This is a genomic window from Novosphingobium chloroacetimidivorans, from assembly GCF_014204535.1.
GTDB lineage: Bacteria > Pseudomonadota > Alphaproteobacteria > Sphingomonadales > Sphingomonadaceae > Novosphingobium > Novosphingobium chloroacetimidivorans.
The window spans coordinates 1-22,326 of record NZ_JACHLR010000034.1 but is presented as its reverse complement, the minus strand read 5'-3'; the positions used below and the strand labels follow the sequence as shown (position 1 = coordinate 22,326).

Below are 22,326 nucleotides of genomic sequence, written 5' to 3'. Positions count from 1 at the left end.
GGCATGCCCCCGGACAGGTTGCCATCACCTCAACCAACCATCATGAAGGCGCGGGACTCTACCTCTGACTGGTAACAATCCGGGGAGCACGTCATCACCGAAACGCATCCGGTGCCCTTATGCGATCTGGCAAACCCATCGAGGTTCACTACTACGGCTTGATCATCGTCCGACTGACGCCGCGCAACGCTGGCAAGCAATGTTGGTAAGCTCGGGTGATGAACGAACTTCCGCTTTCAGTCGCGTCCTGGCTGCAGATGTGTGACCAGATTGAGGGCGATCTTTGACAGGTAGCGACCAACAGTCACCGTCCCAATCTGCCGGCCGGAACGACCGTTTATATCGAAACCGGCCAGTTCACGGCCATGTGCACCCTGCGCAATTAGACCGACCCGCAGACATCCAGTTGGCGGCGCAAGATCTTGGAAACCGTCTTTTACTCACGGTCCGGTGCCAGCATGACGGTGAAAAGCGGGCGCCGCTCCGTAGCGTCCAGACGAGCTAAGCGCACGCTTGTCATGAACTATCGTCTGCATGATTGGTTTCGGCCGGCCCCAAGCATACCCCATTCATTCCGACCCTGTGGACTTTGTGCGCTTCCCCTCCAATTGCGCCATGAGGATATTCATCGCGGACTCACTGCCAGTATCCACGGCGAACGATTCCCCCAACAGCTTCGCGATTCCTCCCGTTACGTTCGCTATTTCCACATCGGGAATGTCATGCCGAGCTCCGAGGCGAGGCGTGTCGGGACCGATGATCGCCAACCACGAGTATTGGTCGCCCTCGGTAGGATTGATCTCGTTGGGGCCGACGGGCTTGTAGCCGGGGGTTCCGTGCGTCTTCCACAGGTCCAGGGACGCAGCGCCCCGACCATGATCAGCGGCTACGACCAAGGTTGTATGGTTCCGATAAGCGGGGTCTGCCTGGACCCATTCCCAGATGCGGCGGATGTAGCTGTCCGTGCTTTGCAAGGCATAGGCATATTCGTCATACTGTCCTGCATGGGCGGTCCGATCGGCGTTCTGGAAGCTGAGGTGAAGAAATCGCGGCCGCTTTTCCTTCAGATATTCCAGGGCGAGGTGGAAGGTGATCGCATCGGAGTGAAGGGAGGGCCCGGTGTCGGTGAGCAGTTCGTTCAGCAACCGGACACGGTCATTTGCAGGCGCGAAGTCCAGCGGATGCGAGGGAGAATGGACCGGCAAGCCGCTGCGCTCGACATTGAGGATGAAGGGATAGGCATCCCAGGTCGAAAGCGCCGCAACCTTGCCTTTGAATGCTGGCCGTCCCTGAAGATATTCCAGGATGGTCACGTTCGGATTGGGCTTGAACGCATTGGACGTGATGCGCGCATCGTCCGCCTTGCCGGTCAGGAATTCGCTGTGGCCGGGATAGGATATATGGATTCCATTGCGCAGGCGCACGGCCGAGCCGGCCTTGCGATCTCCCAGCAGCTGGCCATCGGTCGCGATGGTCGACCAGAAGAACGGCATGAGTGCGGCGCGCCGCGCCTCATCGTTATCGCGCCAGAACTTTTCCAGGAACAGTTTCTTGGGTTCGCCGGGTTGGCGAAAGTATTTCTCGCCTTCCGGCTGAAGGAAGCGTGGGTCGATGCCGTGGAACACCTCTTCCCAGCGCGCACCATCCACGATGATGGTGATGACGTTCCGGGTTTGGCAACAGGATGCTTTTTCCTCGGCCATGGTTGCGGCAGGCAGCAGCAGCGCTCCCAGACCGGCGGCAATGCCGGCGGCAATACGAAATAGCTGGTTCATCATGGATCCTAGAAGGCGTGAAGGAATTGCAGACCGATGGTTCGCGGGGTCAGGCGGATCGCTCCGGGGGGCGTGGCCGCCAGTTCCCGGATTGCGATGGCGGCCCCACGGTCGAATAGGTTGCGGACATAAAGGCGAACTTCGCTGCCGGACGAACCGAGGCTCAACGAAGCATTGGTCTCGAAGTAGGCGTCGGTCCGCTCCGCCGCAGGATCGACAGCCGGCTCCAGACCGGCATCGCGCGACCCGACATAGCGCTGCTCGAAGCGAAGGGTCGCATTGCGAGAGCCAAGGGCGCGGCTGAGTTCGACAAAACCAAAGGCGGACAACTTCGGGGCCCCCGGCAGATCGCCAGTCTGGATCGCCAAGCCCTTCGGAACGCGGGTCAAGCGCGCATCCACGTAAGCGGCAGATAAGCCGTACCGAACGCCTGGCAGCGGCTCGCCGGTCATCTCCAGCTCCGCGCCCTGGGACACGGCATTGCCGGCATTTTGCGTGTACGTGGTGATGGTTTGGCGGCGGGTCAGCTGGATGTTGCGCCAGTCTATGTAAAAGAGTGCGGCATTGATCTGGAAGCCCCGCCCTTGCCGGATTTTCAAGCCGAGTTCGTAATTCCACAAATCATCCGGGCCATATGCGCTGACAGGCCGGGCGTTGGCTTCCGCGTCGCGTAGCCCCACGAAATTGTTCTGACCCGTGCGATATCCGTTGGCCATTTGCGCGTAGAAACTCATCGCAGGTGTCGGTTTGAAAGCGATCGCCAGCTTCGGTGTGATCGCGCCCTCGTCACTGTTGACGACCGGGGTGGGTTCACCCGCCAGATAGCCGGTACGCTGGCTGGAAAAGCGAAGATTGTCGCGAAACCAGCGCGCACCGGCCGTTACATCGAACTGGTGGGACAGGCGCAAAGTCACCTCTCCAAACAAGGCGAATTCGCGCGTGTCCGGCGCAACGAGCAGTTGTGACAGGAGGTCGGAGGATATGCCTTTTTCTTGCGCAAGGCCGTCCATCGTTCGCTCGAAGTTCACCTTCAGTCGCTGGTCGAGATAGAAAATTCCCGCAACGCCCTGCAGCGGTCCGTCGCCCTTCGATGCGATGCGCAGTTCTTGCACGAAGGTGCGTGATCGAGACGCGACCGTATCGTCAACCGACCCGTCATACTGCACCTGATCTTGCCAGAAGCTCGTGTAGTCCCGAGCCAGTCGCCCCTTTCGCAAACCAAGCGACGTGGAGGATGTCAGGTCGACCGAGCCCAGATCATACCGGGCGGTCAGATTAAGGAACGTGGCCTGATCATGGACGGCGTCTTCCGGGCGAATGGAGCCGGATTGATAGGCTTTCCCGTCGCGGGGATTGAGGAAACCGACAAAATCTCCGCCGGTGCGGTCTCGCTGATGCCATGCCCATCCGGTGAGAGTCAGGCGATCGGTCGGTGTGAATGCCACCGTGGCTCGCGCGCCCGTGCTGCGAACGCGGTTCACATCTTTCTGACGACGGACGACGTTGTCCACAAAGCCTGGTTCGACGATATCATAGCCGGCGAAACGCAAACCCAGGCGGTCCGTAACCAGGGGCGCATTGACCATGGCTTTGAGCTCATGGCCCATGCCTCCACCGCGAACCGACGTTAGCCCCGCTTCGACACTGGTCTGGAACCGGCTCAGGTCGGGTTTGGCATTGATGATGCGAATGGCGCCGCCAAGCGCTCCCGATCCGAACAGCGTGCCCTGCGGTCCGCGCAACACCTCCACCCGTTCGACATCGACGAGGCGCATGTCGGAATTGAAGCGCGAATAGTAGCGATTGAGAGATGGCATGTCATCGAACAGCACCTCGACCGTACCCTGCTGATTGTTATTATAGAGCGAGGTAGAAATGCCGCGTATTGCCACCGCACTATTGCCGATTATTCCGGCATAGGTAGCGCCCGGCACCGATTGTAGATAGGTCTCCGATCGATCCCGGCCCGGCTGGCGCAGTTCGCGTTGGCCGATGACGCTCATGGCGACCGGCACGTCGATCACGTCTTGCAACCGCTTCTGGGCCGTTACCACGATGTCGGGCTGGACCATGATTACCGGAGCGACCGGCTTGTGGTCTGGACGGGGCAGGCTTCGATCCAGAAAGATCCGCACACTGCGCGCATTGCTGAAGCGAAAGGCAAGACCGGTCCCTTCTAGCAGGCGAGAAAGGATTTGCGCTGGCGAGCCGGTGGCCCGGACCGCCTTGCTGCGCTTGCCCACCACCAGATCTTCCTGGAAGGCGATGGCGATCTTCGACTGAACCCCAAATCGAATGAGCGCTCGGCCCAATGGCTGTGCTGGAATGTCGAAGGGATAGGTTTGCGTCGGGCTGCGGCCCGCTCGCTGCGCATACGCTGTCGTGGGAGAACAGCCCATGCCGAGAACCAGGCCGAGCGAGCATAACACATAGGCGCCCTTCTTCATGGTTTTCTGCGGTTCAAGACGAGCTTCTCCAGCGGACCGGTGGAGCGATTCAAGCCGTTCATCTGCTGCCGCGAAAAACACCGCAGACAATTATTCAAAAATTCGACCATTCGTATTGAGCGCTTGGAATTCGCCGGGATTGCTCGCAGATCAGTGTCGAGCAACGCACAGGCCCGCCACGCACGATATGTCCGATACGCGCAAACCGCCTTTCGAACGCCACCTGGCGGACGGTTTCGCGCGGCAAGTGCGGCCACAGCTTCTCGCCTATTTCCGCAGGCGACTGATGAACGAGGAGCGCGCCGAAGAGCTGGCGCAGGACTGCATCCTGCGTTTCCTCAAAGGCGGATACGATCCATCCAGCACAGAGGCCCGACCGATCATCTTCGGCATCGCCCGGAACATGCTGTCCGACGAGATCGGCCGCCGGCGGCGCGACAACGAACATCTTGCGCCTGCGATCGAGGATGACGTGCTGCCTGAACTCGCCTGCAGCGCGCCGACGCAGGACAGAATCGTCGAGAGTCGCACCGAGCTCGCTCGTGTCAGCGCGATCATCGAACAGCTACCGGAACGCACTCGCGTCATCTTCCTCTTGTCCCGCATGCATGGTCTCAAGCACGCGGAAATTGCAGCGGAACTCGGCATTTCCAAGTCCGCTGTCGAGAAGCATATCATGGAAGCCGTGTCACGATTGTTGCGCGCCTCAAAAAGATCGCTGAGGTAAATGGCAGCCCGGCCGATGATGCTTTTGTGTCAGATTTATTACAGGAGCACTGCAGGTCATGGCGCTGACTGACGAGGATGACATCGCCGATCAGACCGCCGCTTGGTTCACCCGGCTGACGAGCGGTGAAGCGACCGAAGCGGACCGTGCCGACTTCGAGCGATGGCGGAGCGCGGATCCTGCCCACGCGCAATCCTATGCCGAACTGCAGGAACTTCTCGGAACGCTCGACACGGCGTTCATCGATGAGTTTGCGAACGATGCGCTCCTCGACCGGGAGACGCGCGTCGGCGAGGCGGCCACCGCACCACGGATAGCCTGGAGACCATGGGCCGTGGCAGCTTCGCTCGTATTGCTGGTGGGCGGCGGCTCCTTGCTTTTCCAGTACAGCCCGGAACGCGAAGGGGCCTACGCTTCGGCATCCACGGCCGTGGGCGAGCAGCGGACCTTGCGTCTGGCCGATGGATCGATCGTCAGGCTCAATACCGCATCGAAGCTTCGTTACCGGCTGGGCTCGGATGAGCGTTCGCTGATGCTGGACGACGGTGAGGCCTTTTTCCAGGTCGCGAAGGATCCGACCCGCCCGTTTATCGTCACGCTGCCGACAGCGCGGGTGTCGGCGGTGGGCACAGGTTTCAACATTCGGATCGTGGGTTCGAAGACCGAAGTCGCAGTCACGGAAGGGGTCGTCACGCTCGATAGCATTTCCGGCCAGACCGGAGCATCCTATCGCCTGAGCAAAGGCGATTTCGCGCGTCTCGGGCATGATAAGCTTGCGATTGTTCGCGGTATGCAGAGCAACCCTGCCACCGCCTGGACCGAAGGCCAGCTCGTTTACGAGAACCGCACACTGGGTGAGGTGGTCGAGGATCTGGATCGATACTATGCCGGGCGTCTGATCCTGGATCACGGGATGGTCGGCAATCTGCGCGTATCGGCGGTGATCAACCTGACCGGCGAGGATGAAGTCCTGCGCGTTCTTTCCGATCAGTTGCCGATCAAGGTCGAGCGGATGCCAAATGGCGATCGGCGGATTTCGGCCCGGAACGACAAGGGCGGATGATCTGGGTGGCCGATCGGCCACCCAGATCATCACGCGCTCAGTATCGGAAGCGCAGCAGAGCGCCGATGGTGCGCGGACGCTGGCGAATGGTGCCATCGGGCGTGCTCGCCAGGATGCGCGGGGCCAGCGAGGCGTCGTTGTTCGTCAGGTTGTCGACGAAGAGGTTGGCCTCATAGTTGCGGAAGGTCGCGCCGATCCGCAGGTTGACCAGATGATAGGCGTCGGTCCGCCCCGCCGGAGCATAGCTGACCGCCTCGAGTTGCGTCCGCTTCGACCCGACATAGCGATGATCGAGCCGAACGAAGGCCTCCATCTCATCGCCAAAGCGCTTGGAGGCTTGGATGAAATCCGAGACACTCCATTTGGGGGATCCGGGAAGTTCGCCCGGCTGAACCGTCGCACCCGGCAGCACCGACACCAGGCGCGCCCTGGTGTAGGCGGGGGATACACCGAAGGTCAGCCCGTCGGTCGGCGCGACCGTCAGCTCGACCTCGACGCCGCGAGAGCGCGCATCGCCGGTGTTGTCCGTATACGTGCTGATCGAGTTGCGGCGTGTCAGCTGAACGTTTTTCCAGTCGATATGAAAGGCCGCAACATTGAGACGCAGCTTTTGATCGAAGAGACTGGTCTTGAATCCGATCTCGTAGTTCCACAGACTGTCGGGTCCGTACGCTTCGGGCGGAAACTGTCCGGTGGCAGGATCAGCCAAAGAAACGAAGTTGTTCTGTCCCGTACGATAGCCCTTGGACGCCTGCGCGTAGATGTTGATATCGCGGCTTGGCCGGAAGGCGATCGCGAACTTGGGTGTGACGGCGCGCTCTTTCGACGAACGGGGCGGGGTCGACGCGCCCCCCTCGAATCCGCCGCGCTCGCTCGCGAACTCGAGCTTGTTGTCGAACCAGCGGGCGCCTGCGGTCAGGGTAAGCTTGTCGAACACGGTGTAGCTAGCCTCACCGAAGGCGGCGATTTCCCGCGTCGAGGCGTCGACCGCAAGCGAGGAGATCGTATCCGACGTGTATTTCTTGGCCGCTCCGAAGCCGGCCATCGTCCGGAGGAAATAAACCGAGACATCCTGCTTGAGATAATAGCCGCCCACGACCCAGCGAAGGGGGCCATCGCCTGTCGATGCGAGCCGGACTTCCTGGTTGAACATGCGCGTATCGGCCGAAACCGTATCCTCGACATCGCCGAGATAGGCGCGGCGCTGTTGCCAGAAGGTCGTATAATCCCGGTCGCTGAAGCTGTTGCGATCGACATAGGACGTCGATGACAGCAGCTCCATTCCGCCAAGTTCATATTTGGCGGTAAGATTGTAGAGCGTCGATTTGTCGTCGGCCGCGTCTTCCGGATCGACGGAAGCGGATTGATACTTGCCGCCATTGGCAGGGTTCAGGAAGCCCACGAAGTCGCCTCCGGTGCGATCGCGCTGATGCCACACCCACCCCGTCAGCGTCAGCCGATCCGTTGGTGTATAGCTGAGCGCCGCGCGCACGCCGGTCGAGTGGATATCGTTCACATTCTTTTCGTTCCGGGCGATATTGTCGATGAAACCGGCCTCGCGAATATCGTAGCCGACCACGCGAAGCGCGAGTTTGTCGGTCGCGATGGGAATGTTGACCATGGCTTTCAGATCATGGCCCGTACCTCCGTTCTTGACCGAGGAAAGGCCCGCCTCCGCACTGGCAGAGAACCGGCCGGCGTCTGGCTTGGCGTTGATGATCCGGATCGCGCCGCCCAGGGCGCCCGAACCGAACAGCGTCCCCTGTGGCCCACGAAGCACCTCCACGCGTTCCACGTCGACCAGACGCATGTCGGAGCTGAAGCGCGAGTAGTAGCGGTTCAGCGAGGGAAGATCATCGAACAGCACCTCGATCGTGCTTTGCGTGTTGCTGGAATAGAGCGCGGTGGAAACCCCGCGAATGGTCACGGCATTGTTGCCGTAAGTACCTGCGAAGTTCACGCCAGGCGAGAGGGCTAGGTAGTCCTCGAACCGATCGGCACCGGTTTTCTGCAAGGTCTCGGCCGTAAGCGCGGTGATCGCGATCGGCACGTCCTGCAGCCGTTCAGTGCGCTTTTGCGCGGTCACGACGATGTCTTCGAGACCGGTCGATGGGGTCTCTGGTTCACTTTGTGCGAAAGCCGGAACTGCACAGGTCGCCAGGGCCAGGAAGCTGGATCGGATCGCGAAACGGTACTTGAAAGCCAGATGCATCGAAAAAACCCCTATGGACCGGGGGTAAGCACGGCGTCTTCCACGATGCCCCCCACGTCTCATCAGCGACGGGCCGAATCACCGCATCAAAAAGAGAGGAGCCGGGGGATCCATGCTCGGAAGCGGAATTGACGGGCCTGCGATCTGCAACCGGAAAATCTGAAGCAGGGAGTGGAAATGGCTTTAAGTCCCCTCGGCTATCGAGTGGAGACGCAAGTGTCCTCAACGGTCGGTCTAGAATGTTTTGTAGCGGGTACTCTGGGATGCTGGAAACCCGCTAATGGCCGCTGTTGCTGTAAGCTGACCTTCGACACCTGGCTGGCGACCGACGGCTTCGTCCCACTTCAAGTCCTTCAGGGCTGCCCGGTCAGCAGGATGAACGAGCGACTGCTTTCGGGCATGCTCCCGCGCCGGTTGAATGGCTGGATTGAGGGCGCCAGGCGCCCTCCCCCATCCTGAGCCAAGTGCCGATCTCGCAATCCGACATTCTGAGCCGGGTTTATGACACCTGCAAGCCCTTGGAAAGCTGTGCGGGAGCGAGGGTGTCAAAACCGACCGGTCTGACACCTTGACACTACGATCTAGCGCTGCACGAGCTGGTCTAATCCCCCCGACGCGGTTTCCGCCACGGCAATCAGCCTTGCTTCCTCCCATCCCTCGCGTGCGGCGGACGACAAGCCGAGCATGGTCGTGGCGACGTAATCGGCGACGCGGGCCGGCGCCGGAATGTCGGATGCTTCGAGAAACGCCTGCACTCTACTGCGGTTTTCGCCTGCTATTTGCGTGGCGGCGATGCCCCACTCCGTCGCCCCCGCCTTGGCGTGTTCGAGGATGAGGCAACCACGCCGCTGCGGATGGGCGGAATAAGCGCGCGCCGCAGCCGCCAGCATGTCGCCGAGGGCAGGCCGGGGTGATTGGCCTGGGATCAGGAAGCGATCAAGCGGCACTACCGTCGTCGAGTAGCGCTGTAATGCATCCCTGAAGAATGCCCCCTTGCTGCCGAACGCCGTATAAAAGCTTGGCGGAGTGATCCCGATCGCCTCGGTCAACGCAGCCACGCTGACATTCTCGTAGCCATGCTCGTGAAACAGATGCTGCCCCGCCTCGATCGCATCGTCGAGCGCGAAACCACGCGGCCGCCCTCGTGCTCTCTTATTTTCCTTATCGATCACTATAGAATTACCTTGCCTCAGAAAGCGGTATTTATATAGTGGGCTTTAACGGAATTATCCACGCTTCCGATTGCTCTCCCAATCGGGGCGGGCGTCATAGCAATGCCAAGGACAATCATGTCGCTTTCCCTTACGCCCGCCCACGTCGGAGAGGAGTCCGGTCCGCGGACGGACCTGCCGACCGCGGCGCTGTCCGGCCTCGCGGCCAGTGGCTTCCTGTGCATCGTCACCGAGACGCTGCCCGCCGGCTTGCTGCCGCAGATCGCGTCCGGCCTCCGGGTCTCCGAAGCCATCGCAGGGCAGCTCGTTGCGGTCTATGCTCTGGGATCGCTGCTGGCCGCGATCCCACTCACCAGTTTGACGCAAGGCCTTCACCGAAGGCCTGTGCTGCTCGCCACCATCGTCTGCTTCGTGATCGGCAACACGTTGACGGCACTGGCCGGGTCGATCGCGCTCGTGCTGGTTGCACGGTTCGTCGCCGGATGTGCAGCGGGTCTCGCTTGGGGAATCCTCGCGGGCTACGCGCGCAGTATCGTGCGCCCCGATCAGACCGGACCGGCGATGGCGGTCGCCATGGTCGGCGTGCCCCTGGCGCTCTCGTTGGGCGTTCCGTTGGGAACGTTCCTGGGGAGCTTGGTGGGCTGGCGCGGATCGTTCCTGATTCTCTCGGCGGTCGGCATCGCACTGATCGGTTGGATCGTCGTGAAAGTGCCCGATGCCGCCGGTCGGACGAGCGACAATCGCCCCTCGCTCCGTTGCGTCGTCGCCACACCGGGCATCATGCCCATCCTGCTTGTCATCCTTGCTTGGATGACGGCGCACAACATCCTCTACACCTATATCGCCCCATTCGCGACGGCTGCGGCAGTGCGGGTCGATCTCGTCCTGTTGGCGTTCGGCGTCAGTTCACTGGCCGGCATCTGGATCGTCGGACGGCTGGTGGACCGGATGTTGCGCCGGCTAGTTCTGATCGCGATCGGATCGTTCGCGGCGGTCGCGATCCTCCTTACGATCGCCGGCGAACAGGGCATTGCCGTCTATGCAGGTGCCGTCATCTGGGGCCTCGGCTTCGGCGGTGCCGGCGCGATGATGCAGACGGCGTCGGCCGACGCGGCAGGCGATGGCGTCGATCTGGCACAGGCAATGGTGACCACAGCGTGGAACTTGGCGATCGCGGCCGGTGGTGCGCTTGGCGGGGCGCTGCTCACGACTGGAGGGACGCCGCTGCTGCCGCCAGCGGTCGCCATGATGGCGGTGATTGCCTTCGTAATCGCACTGGGTGCGCGCCGTTTTGCCTTTCCACCCGGTCACCGCGCCCAGCCAAGCCACTGATAGGTTTCGAGAAACCATTGGACTCCCTATAACTTGGTTCAATTGGGAAGTCTGCGGTGTCAAAACCGAACGGTTGTGACACCAAGAAACGGCGGCTTGCGACCGTTCCGATCTTGGAAGCCGTCTGGCGGGAAAGTCCCCACTTCATGTTGTTCGCAGAAGCCGGCAATTGAAATGAACCGACGGCCGCTTTCGGCCATGCGGCGCGAGCAGCTGAGCGACCGGATTGAGGGCGGGCTGGCGCCCGGCGCTCATTCCGCCGCTGGTACTACAAGCTATGATGCTCTGCCTGAAGCTTCGCGCTTCTAAGAACTCGCCTGACGTTGAGATGAAATGCCCACCACGCGATCGGCTCCCAGTAGGCGATCGGATCGATACGAAGAACGGTCTGCGCCTGGAACGTCAGCCTCGTCCCTCCTGTGGGCAAGCGAGTGAGCACGTACCTCGAGTCACCTGTGACCACGTAGCCGGTCAGGTGCGGGGTGTGGAGGTGGCGATAAGGGCTCATCTCTTCCATTGCCGCAGGTTGCGCCAGGACCGTGAAGCCCAACTCGCGGCCCGGCCTCCACTTGGTTACGCGCTCCACGGCTGTCCCGGTCGAGAAAACGCCCAGGCGAGTGGCACCGACCCCTTCACCTACCAAGCGGCTGCGGAGCGGGTATGCCAGCCCCGACATTCCTGGCAAGCCCGGGGACAGTCCGATAGGCTCCTCGCTCGTGATTGCTTGCCACACTGTGTCCGGTGATGCCGCGATGTCGATACTCTCGTCCGTGTCGATCGGCGTCGCAGGAGGCATGCTCGCTTCGAGAACAAACAACATGGGCAGGACGGCAACGGACATGAGCGGCTTGCGCCCTCCATGTCCGAGCATCGCGATCGATCGTCCAAATACGCCGCCCAGGGCAGCAGCTCCCAAACCCAGCGGAGCGACGAGAAGGATACACATGAAGCCTTCGAGCGCGAGCATGAGCAAGGCCAGCCCACCAAGCGCACCTGCAGCCAGCACGTGCGACATGGTCCGAGCGGTCGATAGTGGCGCGCGTCGGTTTACGATAAAGCCGGTGGTCATCCCCACGACGAAAGGGGTAGCAACGAAGAGGCCCCAGCCATAGGCGCCCAAGGTCAGCGCCGAGATCAGCACGGCAGCAACCAGGATTGCCACACCCGCAAGCACGCCCTCTAGAACTTGAGCGAGATCGAGCGCGTCAGCTCGCGTCACTCGAGCCTCCGCAGACCGGGGCATTATCGCCAGGACCGCCACGACAATGAGTTGCAGCGCCGGAAAAATGGCGAATGCGCTCAGCCGCCAACCTCGGCCAGACCACGTCGCTCGGCGGAACGACAGGGCTGCAAGCAACCATGCCACAACGAATCCTACAACGAATACCAACGCCGCCTGTGGGGCGGTGAGGCCAGGCATCTCGGCCAGGCGCCGCAACGGAAGCAACCAGAACCAGGCATCAGCCTCGAGCCTCACGCCCTGCCAGCGGTAGCAGAGCGCCACCATCAGGTTCTGGGATAGCAGCAGCAAAGGCGCGACCAGCGCATAGATGACAGGCGAGACGTTGCCCGCGAACGAGATGATCCTGCGCATCGTGTCAGCCCCTCGCTATCTGCGGGATAGTCATGACGCCTGCCGCTTGCTCGACCCGCAGCAGTTCGTTGCGATGCGCCATGGTCACAGGAGTGATGATGTCCCAGACAAGACCGAGGTGCTTGAGCGCCAGGATCATCTGGTAGCCCCAATCGCTTTGCCCGGGATACAGTCCTATCCTGGCCGATCCGGGGAATGCGTGGTGGTTGTTGTGCCAGGCTTCACCCATCGTCGCGATCGCAGCCCAGGGCACGTCATGGGCTTGGACGCCTGCACTCGTCACCAACCAGGATTGCGGGCCGCGCCGGTGAGCGAGATGCCCCACGAACCAATGCCCAGTAACGCAGACACTAACTCGAACGCAGATGCCCCAGACGATCCAGCCCCAACCGCCGCCGAGATAGAGCAGCACCGCAAGTGGAACCTGCTGCACCATCCAGGTCCGTTCAAGGAAATGGTAGAAGCGATCCTCACCGGCGCGTCCCAGATCGAAGGCGGGAGGGCGAGCGAGTTGCAACCGGCAATGAAGTTGCCACCACGCATCGGTCAATATCGACCGGCGATGAGCAAGGTAGTCGTGACACGCACGCTGTCGCTGCGCCCAATCTCGCAGGTCATGGGTCCGGACCATCCAGAACGGACCGCTCATGCCAACCATGGTGCCGATCCAGACCAGCAGTCGCTCAAGCCACCGCGGACATGCGAAGCTACGATGGATTAGAAGGCGGTGAAATCCAATGCTATGACCAAGAAGGAGTGACACGCCGGTCAACAAGACGAAAACGGTAGCAGCACCCCAGGTGGCTAACGCCGGCGCCACGAATAACGTGACCGCCAGCATGCCCCCATTCCAGAGCGAGTGAACAGGATCCCAGCGGACCTCACCTTCAACAGCGCTGCACCCTTGGACCTCACGCAGGCTGTTCACCGCCACGATGTTGTCCTCGATCAGGTATTGGTCGGCGATGATGTCGGGCACGGCTACCTCCGAGGTAATTAGCTTATTGCTTAATTTCCTCACCACCCTTGTCAAGCGATTAGCTTACTCCTTAAATAGAGCTCATGCAGAAAGTGTTTGAGGCTCTGGCATCCACGCCCCGTCGCAAGATCCTCGCGTATCTGTCGCATGCTGAGTTGAGCGCAGGTGACATTGCGTCCCGCTTCGAGATGTCGAAGCCGGCCGTCTCGCAGCACCTGTCGATCCTTGAGAATGCCGGACTGGTAAGCAGTGAGAAGCGAGGGCAGTTCGTGTTCTACCGGCTCGTTCCAGACAACCTGCTCAACACGCTCAACACCTACGCACAGGAAGTCTGTCCGGTCTCTCGCCCGCTGAAGTCAGAAAGCGCAAAAATAGCTAGGAAGAAGAAAGCGGAATCACAGGAGTGAGCGTAGGTCGAAAAAATTACCCAAACTGACTAGCGAGATGGACTCCGGTTTATCGCCGTTATCTTCCTCCACTCGTCTCTCACGCGAGTGGTTACGCTACGCGTTACTTCTTAATTTGGCCAATAGCTGCTTTATTCCGCCGAATACTCGACTTCTCGCGAAGGTGAACGAACGGCCGGTTTCGGGAACTCGACCAGCGTGTCTGCACTTCCAGGTTGAGGGCGGCAGCTCCCGTGACAGCGGCTAGCCGAACGAACGTTGGCTTAGGTCATTTGCGCCCAAAAGCGGCCAGGCCGTTCTCCACCAATTCCTGGTTAGCACACGACGAACATGCCTTGGCTCGCCGAGGCAAAGTGCCCTCGTGCGGCGACATTCAGTTCGAAGGTACAACGTCGCCGCTCGGTGCCGCCCGGCCCGATCCGAGCGCTACCAGCAGGAGCGCCGCCCCGGCGAACCCGGGCACCAGCGACCAGATGACCAGCCTGTACGATCCAGTCAGGTCGTAGACGTGGTTGGCAAGAAGCGGACCGATGCCCTGCGCAATCGACATCGTGATGCTGATCATGCTGTAGAACAGGCCGAAGCTGCGGGTACCGAGGCGCGCGCTGACGAGATAGACGATGGCGTTCATCTTGACGCCGCCCGTAGCCCCGAAGGCGATGACGCCAAACAGGGCGGCGCTTGGGTTACCCGGAAAGAGCAGCAGCGCCAGTGGCAGTCCCAAAGAGACCAAGGCGGCCGCAATGCCGATCCGCCTTGCATCAAAGCGATCGATCAGGATGCCGCCGCAGATACGGCCGATGATCGAGGCGACGCCCATCGACCCGATGATCGCGATCGCGTTGGCTCGGCTAAGGCCGCTGTCAGTCAAGACGGGCACGAGATTGAGAACGAGCGCGACGCCAGTCATGGCGGAAAGCAGCGAGGCGAAGAACAACAGATAGAGCGTCGGCGAGGCGAAGCCCTGCCGCGGGGTCAGTCCCGTGAGCGCAGGAGCAACGTTCCTAGCAGCTTGCTCACTGTCCCGCGCCTCCAGGCGTGCGCGCCGTGGCACGAAGGCGAGGATCAGTGGCAGGATCGGGACACACCAAAGGGCCGCAAGCGCCAGAAAGCCGCTGCGCCAGCCTTGGTTCTGGACGAAGTACTCGGCGATGCCGGGCGCCAGCGCCGTGCTGATCCCGGTACCCGAGACGGTCACCGCGATGGCAAGACCCCGCCCGTTTTGGAAGATCGTCGAGACCGGCGCGAGCCAGACGGTTGAAGTGAAAGCGCCGGCGATCCCGAACAGTGCCCAAGCCGCCCACCAGTGCCAAAGGCTGCCGATCGCCCCCATCGAGGCGATTGCGGCGCACGAGGTCAGCACCACGACAATGCCACAAGGGCGGGTGCCGAACCGATCGATCAGATAGCCTGCCGGCGTAGCGAGAAACAGGCCCATCACCGACACGATCGCCGGCCCCGACGAGATCTGCGCCCGGGTCCATCCGAACTCCTGCTGCAGCGGCTCCAGCATGACGCCGAACACCGACGAGAGCAGCGCGGCCAGCGACATGCCCAATGCACTCGCGGCCACAAGCGGCCAGTGCCTGCGCCACTCTGTTGTGGCGGAACCGGCGTCCTTGCTCGTCATGCTGCGGGGCTTATTCACCGAAGCTGTAGCGCAGGCGTACGCCCCACATCCGGGGCTGGTTGAGGATATAGCCGTCGAACCCGGCAGAGTTGTAGGAATTGGTGACGTTCACCGGATAGGCCTTGTTGGTGACATTGGTCATGAAGAAGGCGAGGTCCACCGGGCTGCCCGCCACATTCGCCCAATTGGCGTTGAGATTGAGCAGATGCGTGCGCGGCAGCACACCAATCGGCGAGCTGAGCACAGCGATCTGTTTGTCCGTGTACACATACGTCGCGCCCAGCGAGATTCGCCCAATCGCTTCGTCCAGTGGGAGCGTGTAAGTCGCCGTGGTGGTTACCCGGTGCTTGGGCGAAAGCGCCAGCTCCTCGCCTGCGCGAGCCGTAGGCGTGATCGTCGCGAAAGGGCTTTCGAGCGGCAGCGTAGGGATCACGATCGATTTGAGCTTAGTAGACAAGTACGTATAGCCAAGCTCGAACCTCAGGCTGTCGAACAGCGTAACCGCACCGTCCACCTCGACGCCGTAAATGCGTGACTTGCCCGCATTCACGATCGCCGTTCCTCCAGCGAGACCTGAGCTGGGCTTGGGGATGAGGCCGGCCGCGAGCTGCTGATCGCTGAAATCGTTATAGAAGCCAGCCACGTTCAAGTAGCCGCGTACCGGCCCCCGGAAACTCGTCTTGGCACCCACTTCGTAGGCATCGACCTTCTCTGGATCCCAGGTTTCCAGGCCAATATAGTTCGAAGCGATGCCGCCCGAGCGGTAGCCGCGCGCGTACTTGGCGTAGAGCATGATGTCCTCGACCGGCTTGTAGTCGAGGTTGATCAGCCAGGTCGGCTTCTCCGACTTCACGCGGAAGGTCAGGCCGCACTGCGCAGGGCTCGCGACCACACGTGGGCCTCCGCCGGGCCCCGGGAAGCGCAAGGTATCCGAGCAGAAGTACTCGAACCGGTTGGGCGCGGGGAAGCGGATGCGCGTAGTTTGCGCATATTGGCGAGTGCGGTCCATCGTGTAACGCAGCCCACCAATGAGCGTGAGCGCCTCTGAGAGATCATAGCTCGCCTGGGCATAGACGCCCTTGTTGTTGAAGGTCGTCTTGATCTGCGGATACGAGGCGGTACCCGAGCTTCCGAACGGGCTGAAGCATTGGAAAGTCTGTGGATCGGTACAGGCGAGCGTAAAGGTGTTGCCGGCGCTGAAACCCAGCGGCGAGCTGACTTCGAGGTAAGCGCCTGCCTGCCAGTCGAGCGCACCGCTCTGCCCCTGGAATTGCAACTCCTCGGTAAAAGTCGATTGCGCCGCATTGTCCTGGTTCGCGGATGGAAAGAGCTGCTGGAAGTTGTATCGCGAGCCCGCTCCGGGTTGCCCAGGCAGGAGGACGAAGTTGTCGCCTGCGATCGAGAGCCCGCCCCGCTCGCGGTACTCGCCATAACTGGCGATGTTCTTGATCGTCAGCGTATCGCTCGCACGCCAGGTCGTGGTGTTGATGACCTGCCACTGCCGCAGCTTGAGGGAGGGGTCAGGATGGCCGCTTTCGACATCCCACAGGTTGTCGCCGCGTGCATCCTGACGGTCCAGCTGCGCGCAGCCGAGGCGCGCTGTCTGCATGCGCGTCGTGATCGTGGTGCCTGCCGGCCGATTGATCGCGGTCGCCGCGGCGGCCCGGTCGCACAAGACGATCCGCGGAACGGTGCCGCTGGTGTCGGAGCGGGTGTAGCTGGCGATCAAGTAGTTTTCGAGATCGGGCGTCAGGTCGGCGACCACGCTGGCGCGAAAGGACCAGTAGTCGACATCGCCGAAACGGTCGGGACCAATGCCCGAGTGGTTCTTCTGGTATCCCTCGCGCGTCTGCCGATCGACGCCAAGCCGCACCTTGAACGTCTCGGCGAGTGGAACGTTGAGCACGGCCTGGACCCGGCGCAGTTCGTAGTCGCCGGCGGAAACCTCGGCATAGCCGCCCAAGGAGTCGGTGGGTTTGCGCGGGACGATCAGCACGGCGCCGCCTGTCGTATTGCGGCCGAACAGCGTGCCTTGTGGCCCTTTGAGTACCTGAACGTTCTGAAGATCGAACAGCGCGCCCACACCCACGCCGTTGCCGCCGCTGGTGCCCCCAGCCGAGCGCGGCGCGACGGTATCGGCGAAGTAAACGCCGACGGAAGGTGCGGTGTTCACCTCTTGCACAAAGCCGCGAATGGCGAAGGAGGCTTTCTCTGCTCCGAAGCGGCTATTAACCGATAACGATGGCGTATAGGCGCCCAAATCCGCAGTATTGACAATGTTGCGGTTCGCCAGCTGCTCCTGGCTGAACACCGTGATCGAAATGGGAACGTCCTGTAGCCGCTCCTCGGAGCGTCGCGCTGTGACGACAATGTCGCCGTCACTAGCTTCGGCGCCCGTTGCTCGCTCTGCACCCTGAGCCAACGCCGGTCCCGCGATAGTGACCGATGCCAGCATAGCGAGCACACCCGGCACACTGCCAGCAAATTGCCTGTTCTTCATCAACACTCCCCCTGTCCCGCCGCAGGTCGACATTGCGCCCACGTTCTGTCTTTGGCCGAGTACCCGCTAGCGCTCGACGCCTTATAGCACCTGTGTCGGCGCTTTATGCACGCATTCACGATGCCGAAAAGTTTGTCAATTTACAGAACGAAGTTCTCAGCAGACGTACAATTGAAGGGTCAAGATAACGTCCCGGCCTGGTGATCGCGCGCGAGGCTCGCATAGATGGCGGCGATGATCCGTGGCGTAACGGCCGATCGGGCCCTGCCCCTGGTGGTCGATGAAACCGACCGAGGATCGTGCTTGCGGAATGACGGAAAGCCGTACCGGCTGCTGATGAGGCACATCAAGACACACGGCTACACCGCCGCGAGCTACCGAGAGGCGTTCAACCTGCCGGCGGATTACCCGATGGTCGCGCCGCTGCGACGCGATCCGTGTGACCCGCATCGGCAAAACAAAGCTCCACGAGCTTATCGGAACCGGAGAGATAAAAGCGCTGAGGCGGTGCGATACCGCGTCCTTATTCCGCCTCGTCCTCTGCTGGCGCAACGGTGTCCGCCTTGGCGGCTTCCTTTTCCTCGAGTTGCTTTAGCGACATGCCTAGGATCCTCGCCAGCTTCGCCTTCTCCGCATCGGAAAGGTCGACGTACATGCGGGGCTTTGGTAGCTTTTCAGTCGCGCTCTTCACCTTCTCGACGATGCTGGGCATCGCCTGCATCACCTGCGGCATGAAGCCCTGCATCTTCTCCATGACCTCGGGCGACATCATGATGATGTACGACTCGGCGGCATAGGTTTTGCCGGTGGGTGTGGCGAAGAAGCGGTTGAGTTCGCCCAGTTGAGCGGCGTCGAACCGCTTGGCATAGGCGCTGGCGAGGCCAGAGCGAATGTCGGGCTCGAAGCGGCTCATCAGCGTGCTCATCTCGGTCATCATGGTTCGGGTCGAGAGGCGCATTCGCTCCTTGTAGGCGGGGTCGTAGATTTCCATCATCTCAGCCAGCGAGCCTTCCCCAATCTCGCCGGTTTCGGCGCCGCTGACGCCCGCGAAATTCTTGAGCGGCATGCGCATGGTGGAATCGAGGATGGAGTCCATCATCTTGTCCATCGTCTCGCCCATCATCCGGGCATAGGTGCCGGTGGGAAAGACGTAGTCAACAGTCTGCTTCGCCGACGCGAGCCTCGCGGCCTCGGTCGCGCTAGCCGGGGCGGGTTCTGCCGCGGTGACCGGCACGGCCAGCGCAAGGAAGGCCGCTCCGGCGGCGGCAAGGACGAGACGCATCTTCGGTTTTCCCCTCAAGGTCGCAAGTCATGTCCCGCCTGCGGTAGCGCGTTCTCGTGACAGGAAAAGTTGAAACTTCCGCCGGGGTTGGGACCCCGACGAATAGATGGCGGCGGCGATGCACCAGCCGAGAAGTCGTCCAGTCGATCGAAGGCCTATGTCACATGCTGCGACGTGGGTCCTGCAAATCTGCGGCATCCACCAACCTCAGCCAATTCGACGAGGCCCCAAGCACCCACGCGTCGTGCTATGGAGAGATAGCGAAGTGGTGGCCGAACTGGCGCAGCTATTTAATGCTACCGAGCGCCGTAAGAACCGATTGTAGCTTGGCAATTATCATCTGGGGCAAAATCCATCCAAACGCCGCAAGCAGGACTACCCCAAACGCGATTTCACCCTAAATCCAGATAGCAGGTTGGCGAAGATCGTCGATCTTCCTGTCCTGACCATCCACATCCTTGATGAGTCGCTCGATCTGGGTCGACCTGCCGCTTTCAATGATCCGCGGCTTGACGATGCGATTTGCAGCAAGTGACCGAGCGGATCTCGTGGAACTCGTTGCGAGTAAAATGTGGCCGGCTGACAAACAAGAAGTTATTCACGCAGCAACTTTGGCGCGCCATCCTGAGATCGGCCAGGCTTTAGGCAACAAGCCGAAGCCTCGATGCGGGGAGAGCCTGGGCGCGCACGGTGCCCAACCGAGGAGTTTGGAAAGGCGAGAAGCTTTCCGGAGGATCGTGGACTTGTCGGTTCAGTCCAGCAGAGCCGCAATCGCTGCTCGTTGCCCTACGCTTCGCTGATGTAAAGTGACCGGTAGAACGAACGCTTACCCGGCACTGCTGCCCTAAAGCTGCTGGACAGCCCCACCCCACACCAGACGAAGTCCAGCCTCGCAGGACGCTTGAAAGCGGCCACTGCGAACCCTGCCCGGGATGAATGCTGAGACGCTGATCCGAATGAACGAAGGACCGCTTTCGGGCATGCTCCCGCTGCAGCTGAATGGCTGAAATGAGGGCGTAAACGGCCTTGTGCCAATGCTGATCGAACGCGAAAGCTAGGGCTCCAGTACGAGCCGTGCTAAGTACTTAGCCGTGACGAGGTCAACGGCCTGATGGCAGGCGCTTACCTTCAGATCCGGGAGCACGCCGCTCGGGCCTGATGGGCCTTCGTCGGCTTGTCGCAGGACCGCGCTAGGAGCGTGTTTCAACAAGCTCGGCAATCTCGAACGAGAAGCTCTTCCATCCTCGCGTTGGAGCCGCATCGTCGGCCGGGACAAGCTTGCGGCGTGCCTCGGCGAGCGAACGCGTATGGCCCCAGAATACCTCCGTTTTGCCACTCTCGAGCTCCGCCACAATCCGCCAGTAATGTGTAAAGCTATCGCTCGTGGGTCCGATGGTCTTCACATAGCCGTCGGACATGGTCGCGGTGAGATATCGCTTCTTCCTTATCGCCACATCCGCTCACCCGCAAAGCATCACAAGCGCGAACGATCGCCGCACATGCGCTGCGGGTCGCTCGCAGGAGGAATGCACTGGGTACTATACGCTCAGTCTGTTGGGCTCACGACGGGGCATCAGCGGCGTCCGCATCAGCCGCGTCCGCGATTGCGGCAAAGACAGCGTCAACGATCTTGCGAGCGTCAGCCTTGGTCAGCTCGTTGGTCTCGGCAATCCGCTCTGCAAGCTCAGCGTTGTTCATGTGGTACTCTCCAGTCGTGGAGCTGCGTCTCTAGCGCGCTCCCCTTCGCCTTCCATCATGCCAGCTATGAAATCTCCCCAGTCCTGTAGCATCCGCCGCCGCGGCGTCAGGTAGAGAGCACCGTTGTAGGCGCCCCGCACCTCGTCCTGCTCGGCATGCGCCAGCGCCATCTCGATCCAGTCTGAGCGATAATCCTCGGCCTCGTTGGCCCAGGTCGAGGCAAGCCCACGAAAGCCATGGACTGTCTGCCGTCCACGGTAGCCCATGCGGTAGCAGGCATAGATCATGGTGTTCTGCGACAGCGGCTGCGCCGGCTTGTCGCCAGGAAAGACAAAGCCGCTACCGCGATAGCTGGGGAGACGCTGCAAGAGCGTCCTCACCTGGCTAGATAACGGCACAAGGTGCTCGCGTTCCATCTTCATGCGCTCTGCTGGCACTCGCCACAGCGGCTCTGGCGTATCCAGCCCCTCAAGCTCGTCCCAGGTCGCAAGCCGCGTCTCGTTGGTGCGCGCCCAGGTCAGCAGCGTAAACAGCATCGCCGCACGCGTGATGGCCCGTCTGCGCGGGTTCTCCTCGCCATCGTACTGGTCGATCGCACGGACGAGCTCCGCCAGTTCACGCACACCCACACGCGGCATGTGCCGCACGCGCGGCTTGGGCTTAAGTAGGTCGGTTATGTGGGCGGCAGGGTCTTGCTCCGCCCAGCCCTGCGGAATGGCAAAGCGATAGATCTGGCTGACGTGCTGCTTGAGCCGCCGGCTGACGTCGAGGGCACCACGAGCCTCAACGGTCCGCACCATCGCCAAGACGTCACTGCTGGTAATCTCTTTAAGCTGCTTTGCGCCAAGCGCTGGAAAGGCATCCCGCTCCAACCTGGTCATCAGCCGCTCGGCATGGCTCGGCTCAAGTGAGGACAGCCGATTAGCATGCCATGCTCGTGCAGCCTCCTCAAAGGTCGTCCCATGAGCAGGCGTGTCTTGCGCGCCAGGATCCCTCCCCTGCCCCAATGCCACCTTGGCTTCCGCGCGGCGAAGCCGCGCATCTGCCAGGCTCACTTTCGGATAGGGGCCGATCGAGAGCAGCTTCTCCTTGCCGCCAAAGCGGTACTTGAGCCGCCAGAGCTTGGAGCCGTTGGGACGGACGAGGACGTAGAGGCCCTCGCCATCGGCAAGCTTGTAGTCCTTTTGGCGCTTGGTGGCGTAGCGCACTTCCAGTTCCTTGAGGGCCATGTGGGGGTACTCCTCGGGTGGTCCCCGGCAGTACCCCACAAAATACCCCCTGATGCAAATCGACGTCCTGGCATCTAGAGGTCTGCCTTAAGACGATCTGAAGCGCCACGACTCGGATGTAAGCTGCGGAAAACAGGCACGAAAAAACCGCTCTGGGTTGCCCCGAGCGGTTATGGGACGTTTGGTGTTGGTTGCGGGGGTAGGATTTGAACCTACGACCTTCAGGTTATGAGCCTGACGAGCTACCGGGCTGCTCCACCCCGCGTCACCATGAGGGCC

General features: G+C 61.4%; 15 protein-coding genes, 1 tRNA gene and 2 pseudogenes. 5 read left to right on the top strand and 13 right to left on the bottom strand.

The window, feature by feature from the left end; translation table 11 throughout:
* Positions 1 to 569 precede the first annotated feature (569 nt).
* Together HNO88_RS20555 and HNO88_RS20550 are read right to left on the bottom strand one after the other, a co-directional pair.
* The gene (locus HNO88_RS20555; protein WP_184250359.1) at positions 570 to 1,775 is read right to left on the bottom strand and encodes an alkaline phosphatase family protein; all 1,206 of its coding nucleotides are present in this window, start codon (positions 1,773 to 1,775) and stop codon (positions 570 to 572) included.
* An 8-nt stretch (positions 1,776 to 1,783) separates the two neighbouring features.
* The gene (locus HNO88_RS20550; protein ID WP_184250356.1) at positions 1,784 to 4,222 is read right to left on the bottom strand and encodes a TonB-dependent receptor; all 2,439 of its coding nucleotides are present in this window, start codon (positions 4,220 to 4,222) and stop codon (positions 1,784 to 1,786) included.
* Here HNO88_RS20550 and HNO88_RS20545 point away from each other — a divergent pair.
* The gene (locus tag HNO88_RS20545; protein WP_184250353.1) at positions 4,221 to 4,949 is read left to right on the top strand and encodes an RNA polymerase sigma factor; all 729 of its coding nucleotides are present in this window, start codon (positions 4,221 to 4,223) and stop codon (positions 4,947 to 4,949) included. The two genes, HNO88_RS20550 and HNO88_RS20545, sit on opposite strands and share 2 nt — an antisense overlap.
* A gap of 58 nt (positions 4,950 to 5,007) precedes the next feature.
* Positions 5,008 to 6,012, top strand: a complete 1,005-nt coding sequence (locus HNO88_RS20540; RefSeq protein WP_184250350.1) for a FecR family protein — start codon at positions 5,008 to 5,010, stop codon at positions 6,010 to 6,012.
* A gap of 37 nt (positions 6,013 to 6,049) precedes the next feature.
* Here the strand turns inward: HNO88_RS20540 and HNO88_RS20535 are convergent, their stop codons facing one another.
* Both HNO88_RS20535 and HNO88_RS20530 read right to left on the bottom strand, forming a co-directional pair.
* Positions 6,050 to 8,098, bottom strand: coding sequence for a TonB-dependent receptor (locus HNO88_RS20535; protein WP_221420142.1), 2,049 nt, complete (start codon positions 8,096 to 8,098; stop codon positions 6,050 to 6,052).
* Between the two features lie 707 nt (positions 8,099 to 8,805).
* On the bottom strand, positions 8,806 to 9,396 hold the full coding sequence (locus HNO88_RS20530; RefSeq protein WP_184250345.1) for a TetR/AcrR family transcriptional regulator: 591 nt from the start codon (positions 9,394 to 9,396) through the stop codon (positions 8,806 to 8,808).
* A 117-nt stretch (positions 9,397 to 9,513) separates the two neighbouring features.
* On the opposite strand from HNO88_RS20530, the gene HNO88_RS20525 reads away from it, so the two are divergent.
* A complete protein-coding gene (locus HNO88_RS20525; protein WP_184250342.1) occupies positions 9,514 to 10,728 on the top strand; it encodes an MFS transporter in 1,215 nt (404 codons plus the stop codon).
* Positions 10,729 to 10,996: 268 nt separating this feature from the next.
* Here HNO88_RS20525 and HNO88_RS20520 read toward each other — a convergent pair whose 3' ends face one another.
* Together HNO88_RS20520 and HNO88_RS20515 are read right to left on the bottom strand one after the other, a co-directional pair.
* Entirely contained in the window at positions 10,997 to 12,322 is a 1,326-nt protein-coding gene (locus HNO88_RS20520) for an SRPBCC family protein (RefSeq protein ID WP_184250339.1), read from the bottom strand.
* Positions 12,323 to 12,326: 4 nt separating this feature from the next.
* A complete protein-coding gene (locus tag HNO88_RS20515) occupies positions 12,327 to 13,301 on the bottom strand; it encodes an acyl-CoA desaturase (RefSeq protein ID WP_312857144.1) in 975 nt (324 codons plus the stop codon).
* Positions 13,302 to 13,384: 83 nt separating this feature from the next.
* Between HNO88_RS20515 and HNO88_RS20510 the strand changes: the two genes are divergently transcribed.
* Positions 13,385 to 13,708, top strand: coding sequence for a metalloregulator ArsR/SmtB family transcription factor (locus HNO88_RS20510; RefSeq protein ID WP_184250335.1), 324 nt, complete (start codon positions 13,385 to 13,387; stop codon positions 13,706 to 13,708).
* A gap of 373 nt (positions 13,709 to 14,081) precedes the next feature.
* Here HNO88_RS20510 and HNO88_RS20505 read toward each other — a convergent pair whose 3' ends face one another.
* A complete protein-coding gene (locus HNO88_RS20505; protein ID WP_184250332.1) occupies positions 14,082 to 15,338 on the bottom strand; it encodes an MFS transporter in 1,257 nt (418 codons plus the stop codon).
* Between the two features lie 10 nt (positions 15,339 to 15,348).
* The gene (locus tag HNO88_RS20500; protein ID WP_184250329.1) at positions 15,349 to 17,838 is read right to left on the bottom strand and encodes a TonB-dependent receptor; all 2,490 of its coding nucleotides are present in this window, start codon (positions 17,836 to 17,838) and stop codon (positions 15,349 to 15,351) included.
* A gap of 225 nt (positions 17,839 to 18,063) precedes the next feature.
* Here HNO88_RS20500 and HNO88_RS23085 point away from each other — a divergent pair.
* Positions 18,064 to 18,249 (top strand): annotated as a pseudogene (locus HNO88_RS23085) (MucR family transcriptional regulator); the annotation flags it as partial.
* A 112-nt stretch (positions 18,250 to 18,361) separates the two neighbouring features.
* Here the strand turns inward: HNO88_RS23085 and HNO88_RS20490 are convergent.
* The 5 genes and pseudogenes from HNO88_RS20490 to HNO88_RS20470 form a co-directional block, all read right to left on the bottom strand.
* Positions 18,362 to 19,120 (bottom strand): DUF2059 domain-containing protein, encoded by a 759-nt coding sequence (locus HNO88_RS20490; RefSeq protein ID WP_184250325.1) that lies wholly within the window; start codon positions 19,118 to 19,120, stop codon positions 18,362 to 18,364.
* A 1,190-nt stretch (positions 19,121 to 20,310) separates the two neighbouring features.
* Entirely contained in the window at positions 20,311 to 20,538 is a 228-nt protein-coding gene (locus HNO88_RS22505; protein ID WP_184250362.1) for a hypothetical protein, read from the bottom strand.
* 172 nt (positions 20,539 to 20,710) lie between these two features.
* Positions 20,711 to 20,818 (bottom strand): annotated as a pseudogene (locus HNO88_RS20480) (HU family DNA-binding protein); the annotation flags it as partial.
* Positions 20,815 to 22,047, bottom strand: a complete 1,233-nt coding sequence (locus HNO88_RS20475) for a tyrosine-type recombinase/integrase (protein WP_184250317.1) — start codon at positions 22,045 to 22,047, stop codon at positions 20,815 to 20,817. The pseudogene HNO88_RS20480 and the gene HNO88_RS20475, both read right to left, overlap by 4 nt.
* A 188-nt stretch (positions 22,048 to 22,235) precedes the next feature.
* A tRNA-Met gene (locus HNO88_RS20470) sits at positions 22,236 to 22,312 on the bottom strand.
* Positions 22,313 to 22,326 lie beyond the last annotated feature (14 nt).

Bases quoted from the DNA above. Each gene is read 5' to 3' on its own strand.
- HNO88_RS20555 (WP_184250359.1), bottom strand. From the start codon at position 1,775: ATGAACCAGCTATTTCGTATTGCCGCCGGCATTGCCGCCGGTCTGGGA.
- HNO88_RS20490 (WP_184250325.1), bottom strand. From the start codon at position 19,120: ATGCGTCTCGTCCTTGCCGCCGCCGGAGCGGCCTTCCTTGCGCTGGCC.
- HNO88_RS20475 (WP_184250317.1), bottom strand. From the start codon at position 22,047: ATGGCCCTCAAGGAACTGGAAGTGCGCTACGCCACCAAGCGCCAAAAG.
- HNO88_RS20545 (WP_184250353.1), top strand. From the start codon at position 4,221: ATGGTTTTCTGCGGTTCAAGACGAGCTTCTCCAGCGGACCGGTGGAGC.
- HNO88_RS20520 (WP_184250339.1), bottom strand. From the start codon at position 12,322: ATGCGCAGGATCATCTCGTTCGCGGGCAACGTCTCGCCTGTCATCTAT.
- HNO88_RS20525 (WP_184250342.1), top strand. From the start codon at position 9,514: ATGTCGCTTTCCCTTACGCCCGCCCACGTCGGAGAGGAGTCCGGTCCG.
- HNO88_RS20500 (WP_184250329.1), bottom strand. From the start codon at position 17,838: ATGAAGAACAGGCAATTTGCTGGCAGTGTGCCGGGTGTGCTCGCTATG.
- HNO88_RS22505 (WP_184250362.1), bottom strand. From the start codon at position 20,538: ATGTCCGACGGCTATGTGAAGACCATCGGACCCACGAGCGATAGCTTT.
- HNO88_RS20550 (WP_184250356.1), bottom strand. From the start codon at position 4,222: ATGAAGAAGGGCGCCTATGTGTTATGCTCGCTCGGCCTGGTTCTCGGC.
- HNO88_RS20540 (WP_184250350.1), top strand. From the start codon at position 5,008: ATGGCGCTGACTGACGAGGATGACATCGCCGATCAGACCGCCGCTTGG.
- HNO88_RS20505 (WP_184250332.1), bottom strand. From the start codon at position 15,338: ATGACGAGCAAGGACGCCGGTTCCGCCACAACAGAGTGGCGCAGGCAC.
- HNO88_RS20510 (WP_184250335.1), top strand. From the start codon at position 13,385: ATGCAGAAAGTGTTTGAGGCTCTGGCATCCACGCCCCGTCGCAAGATC.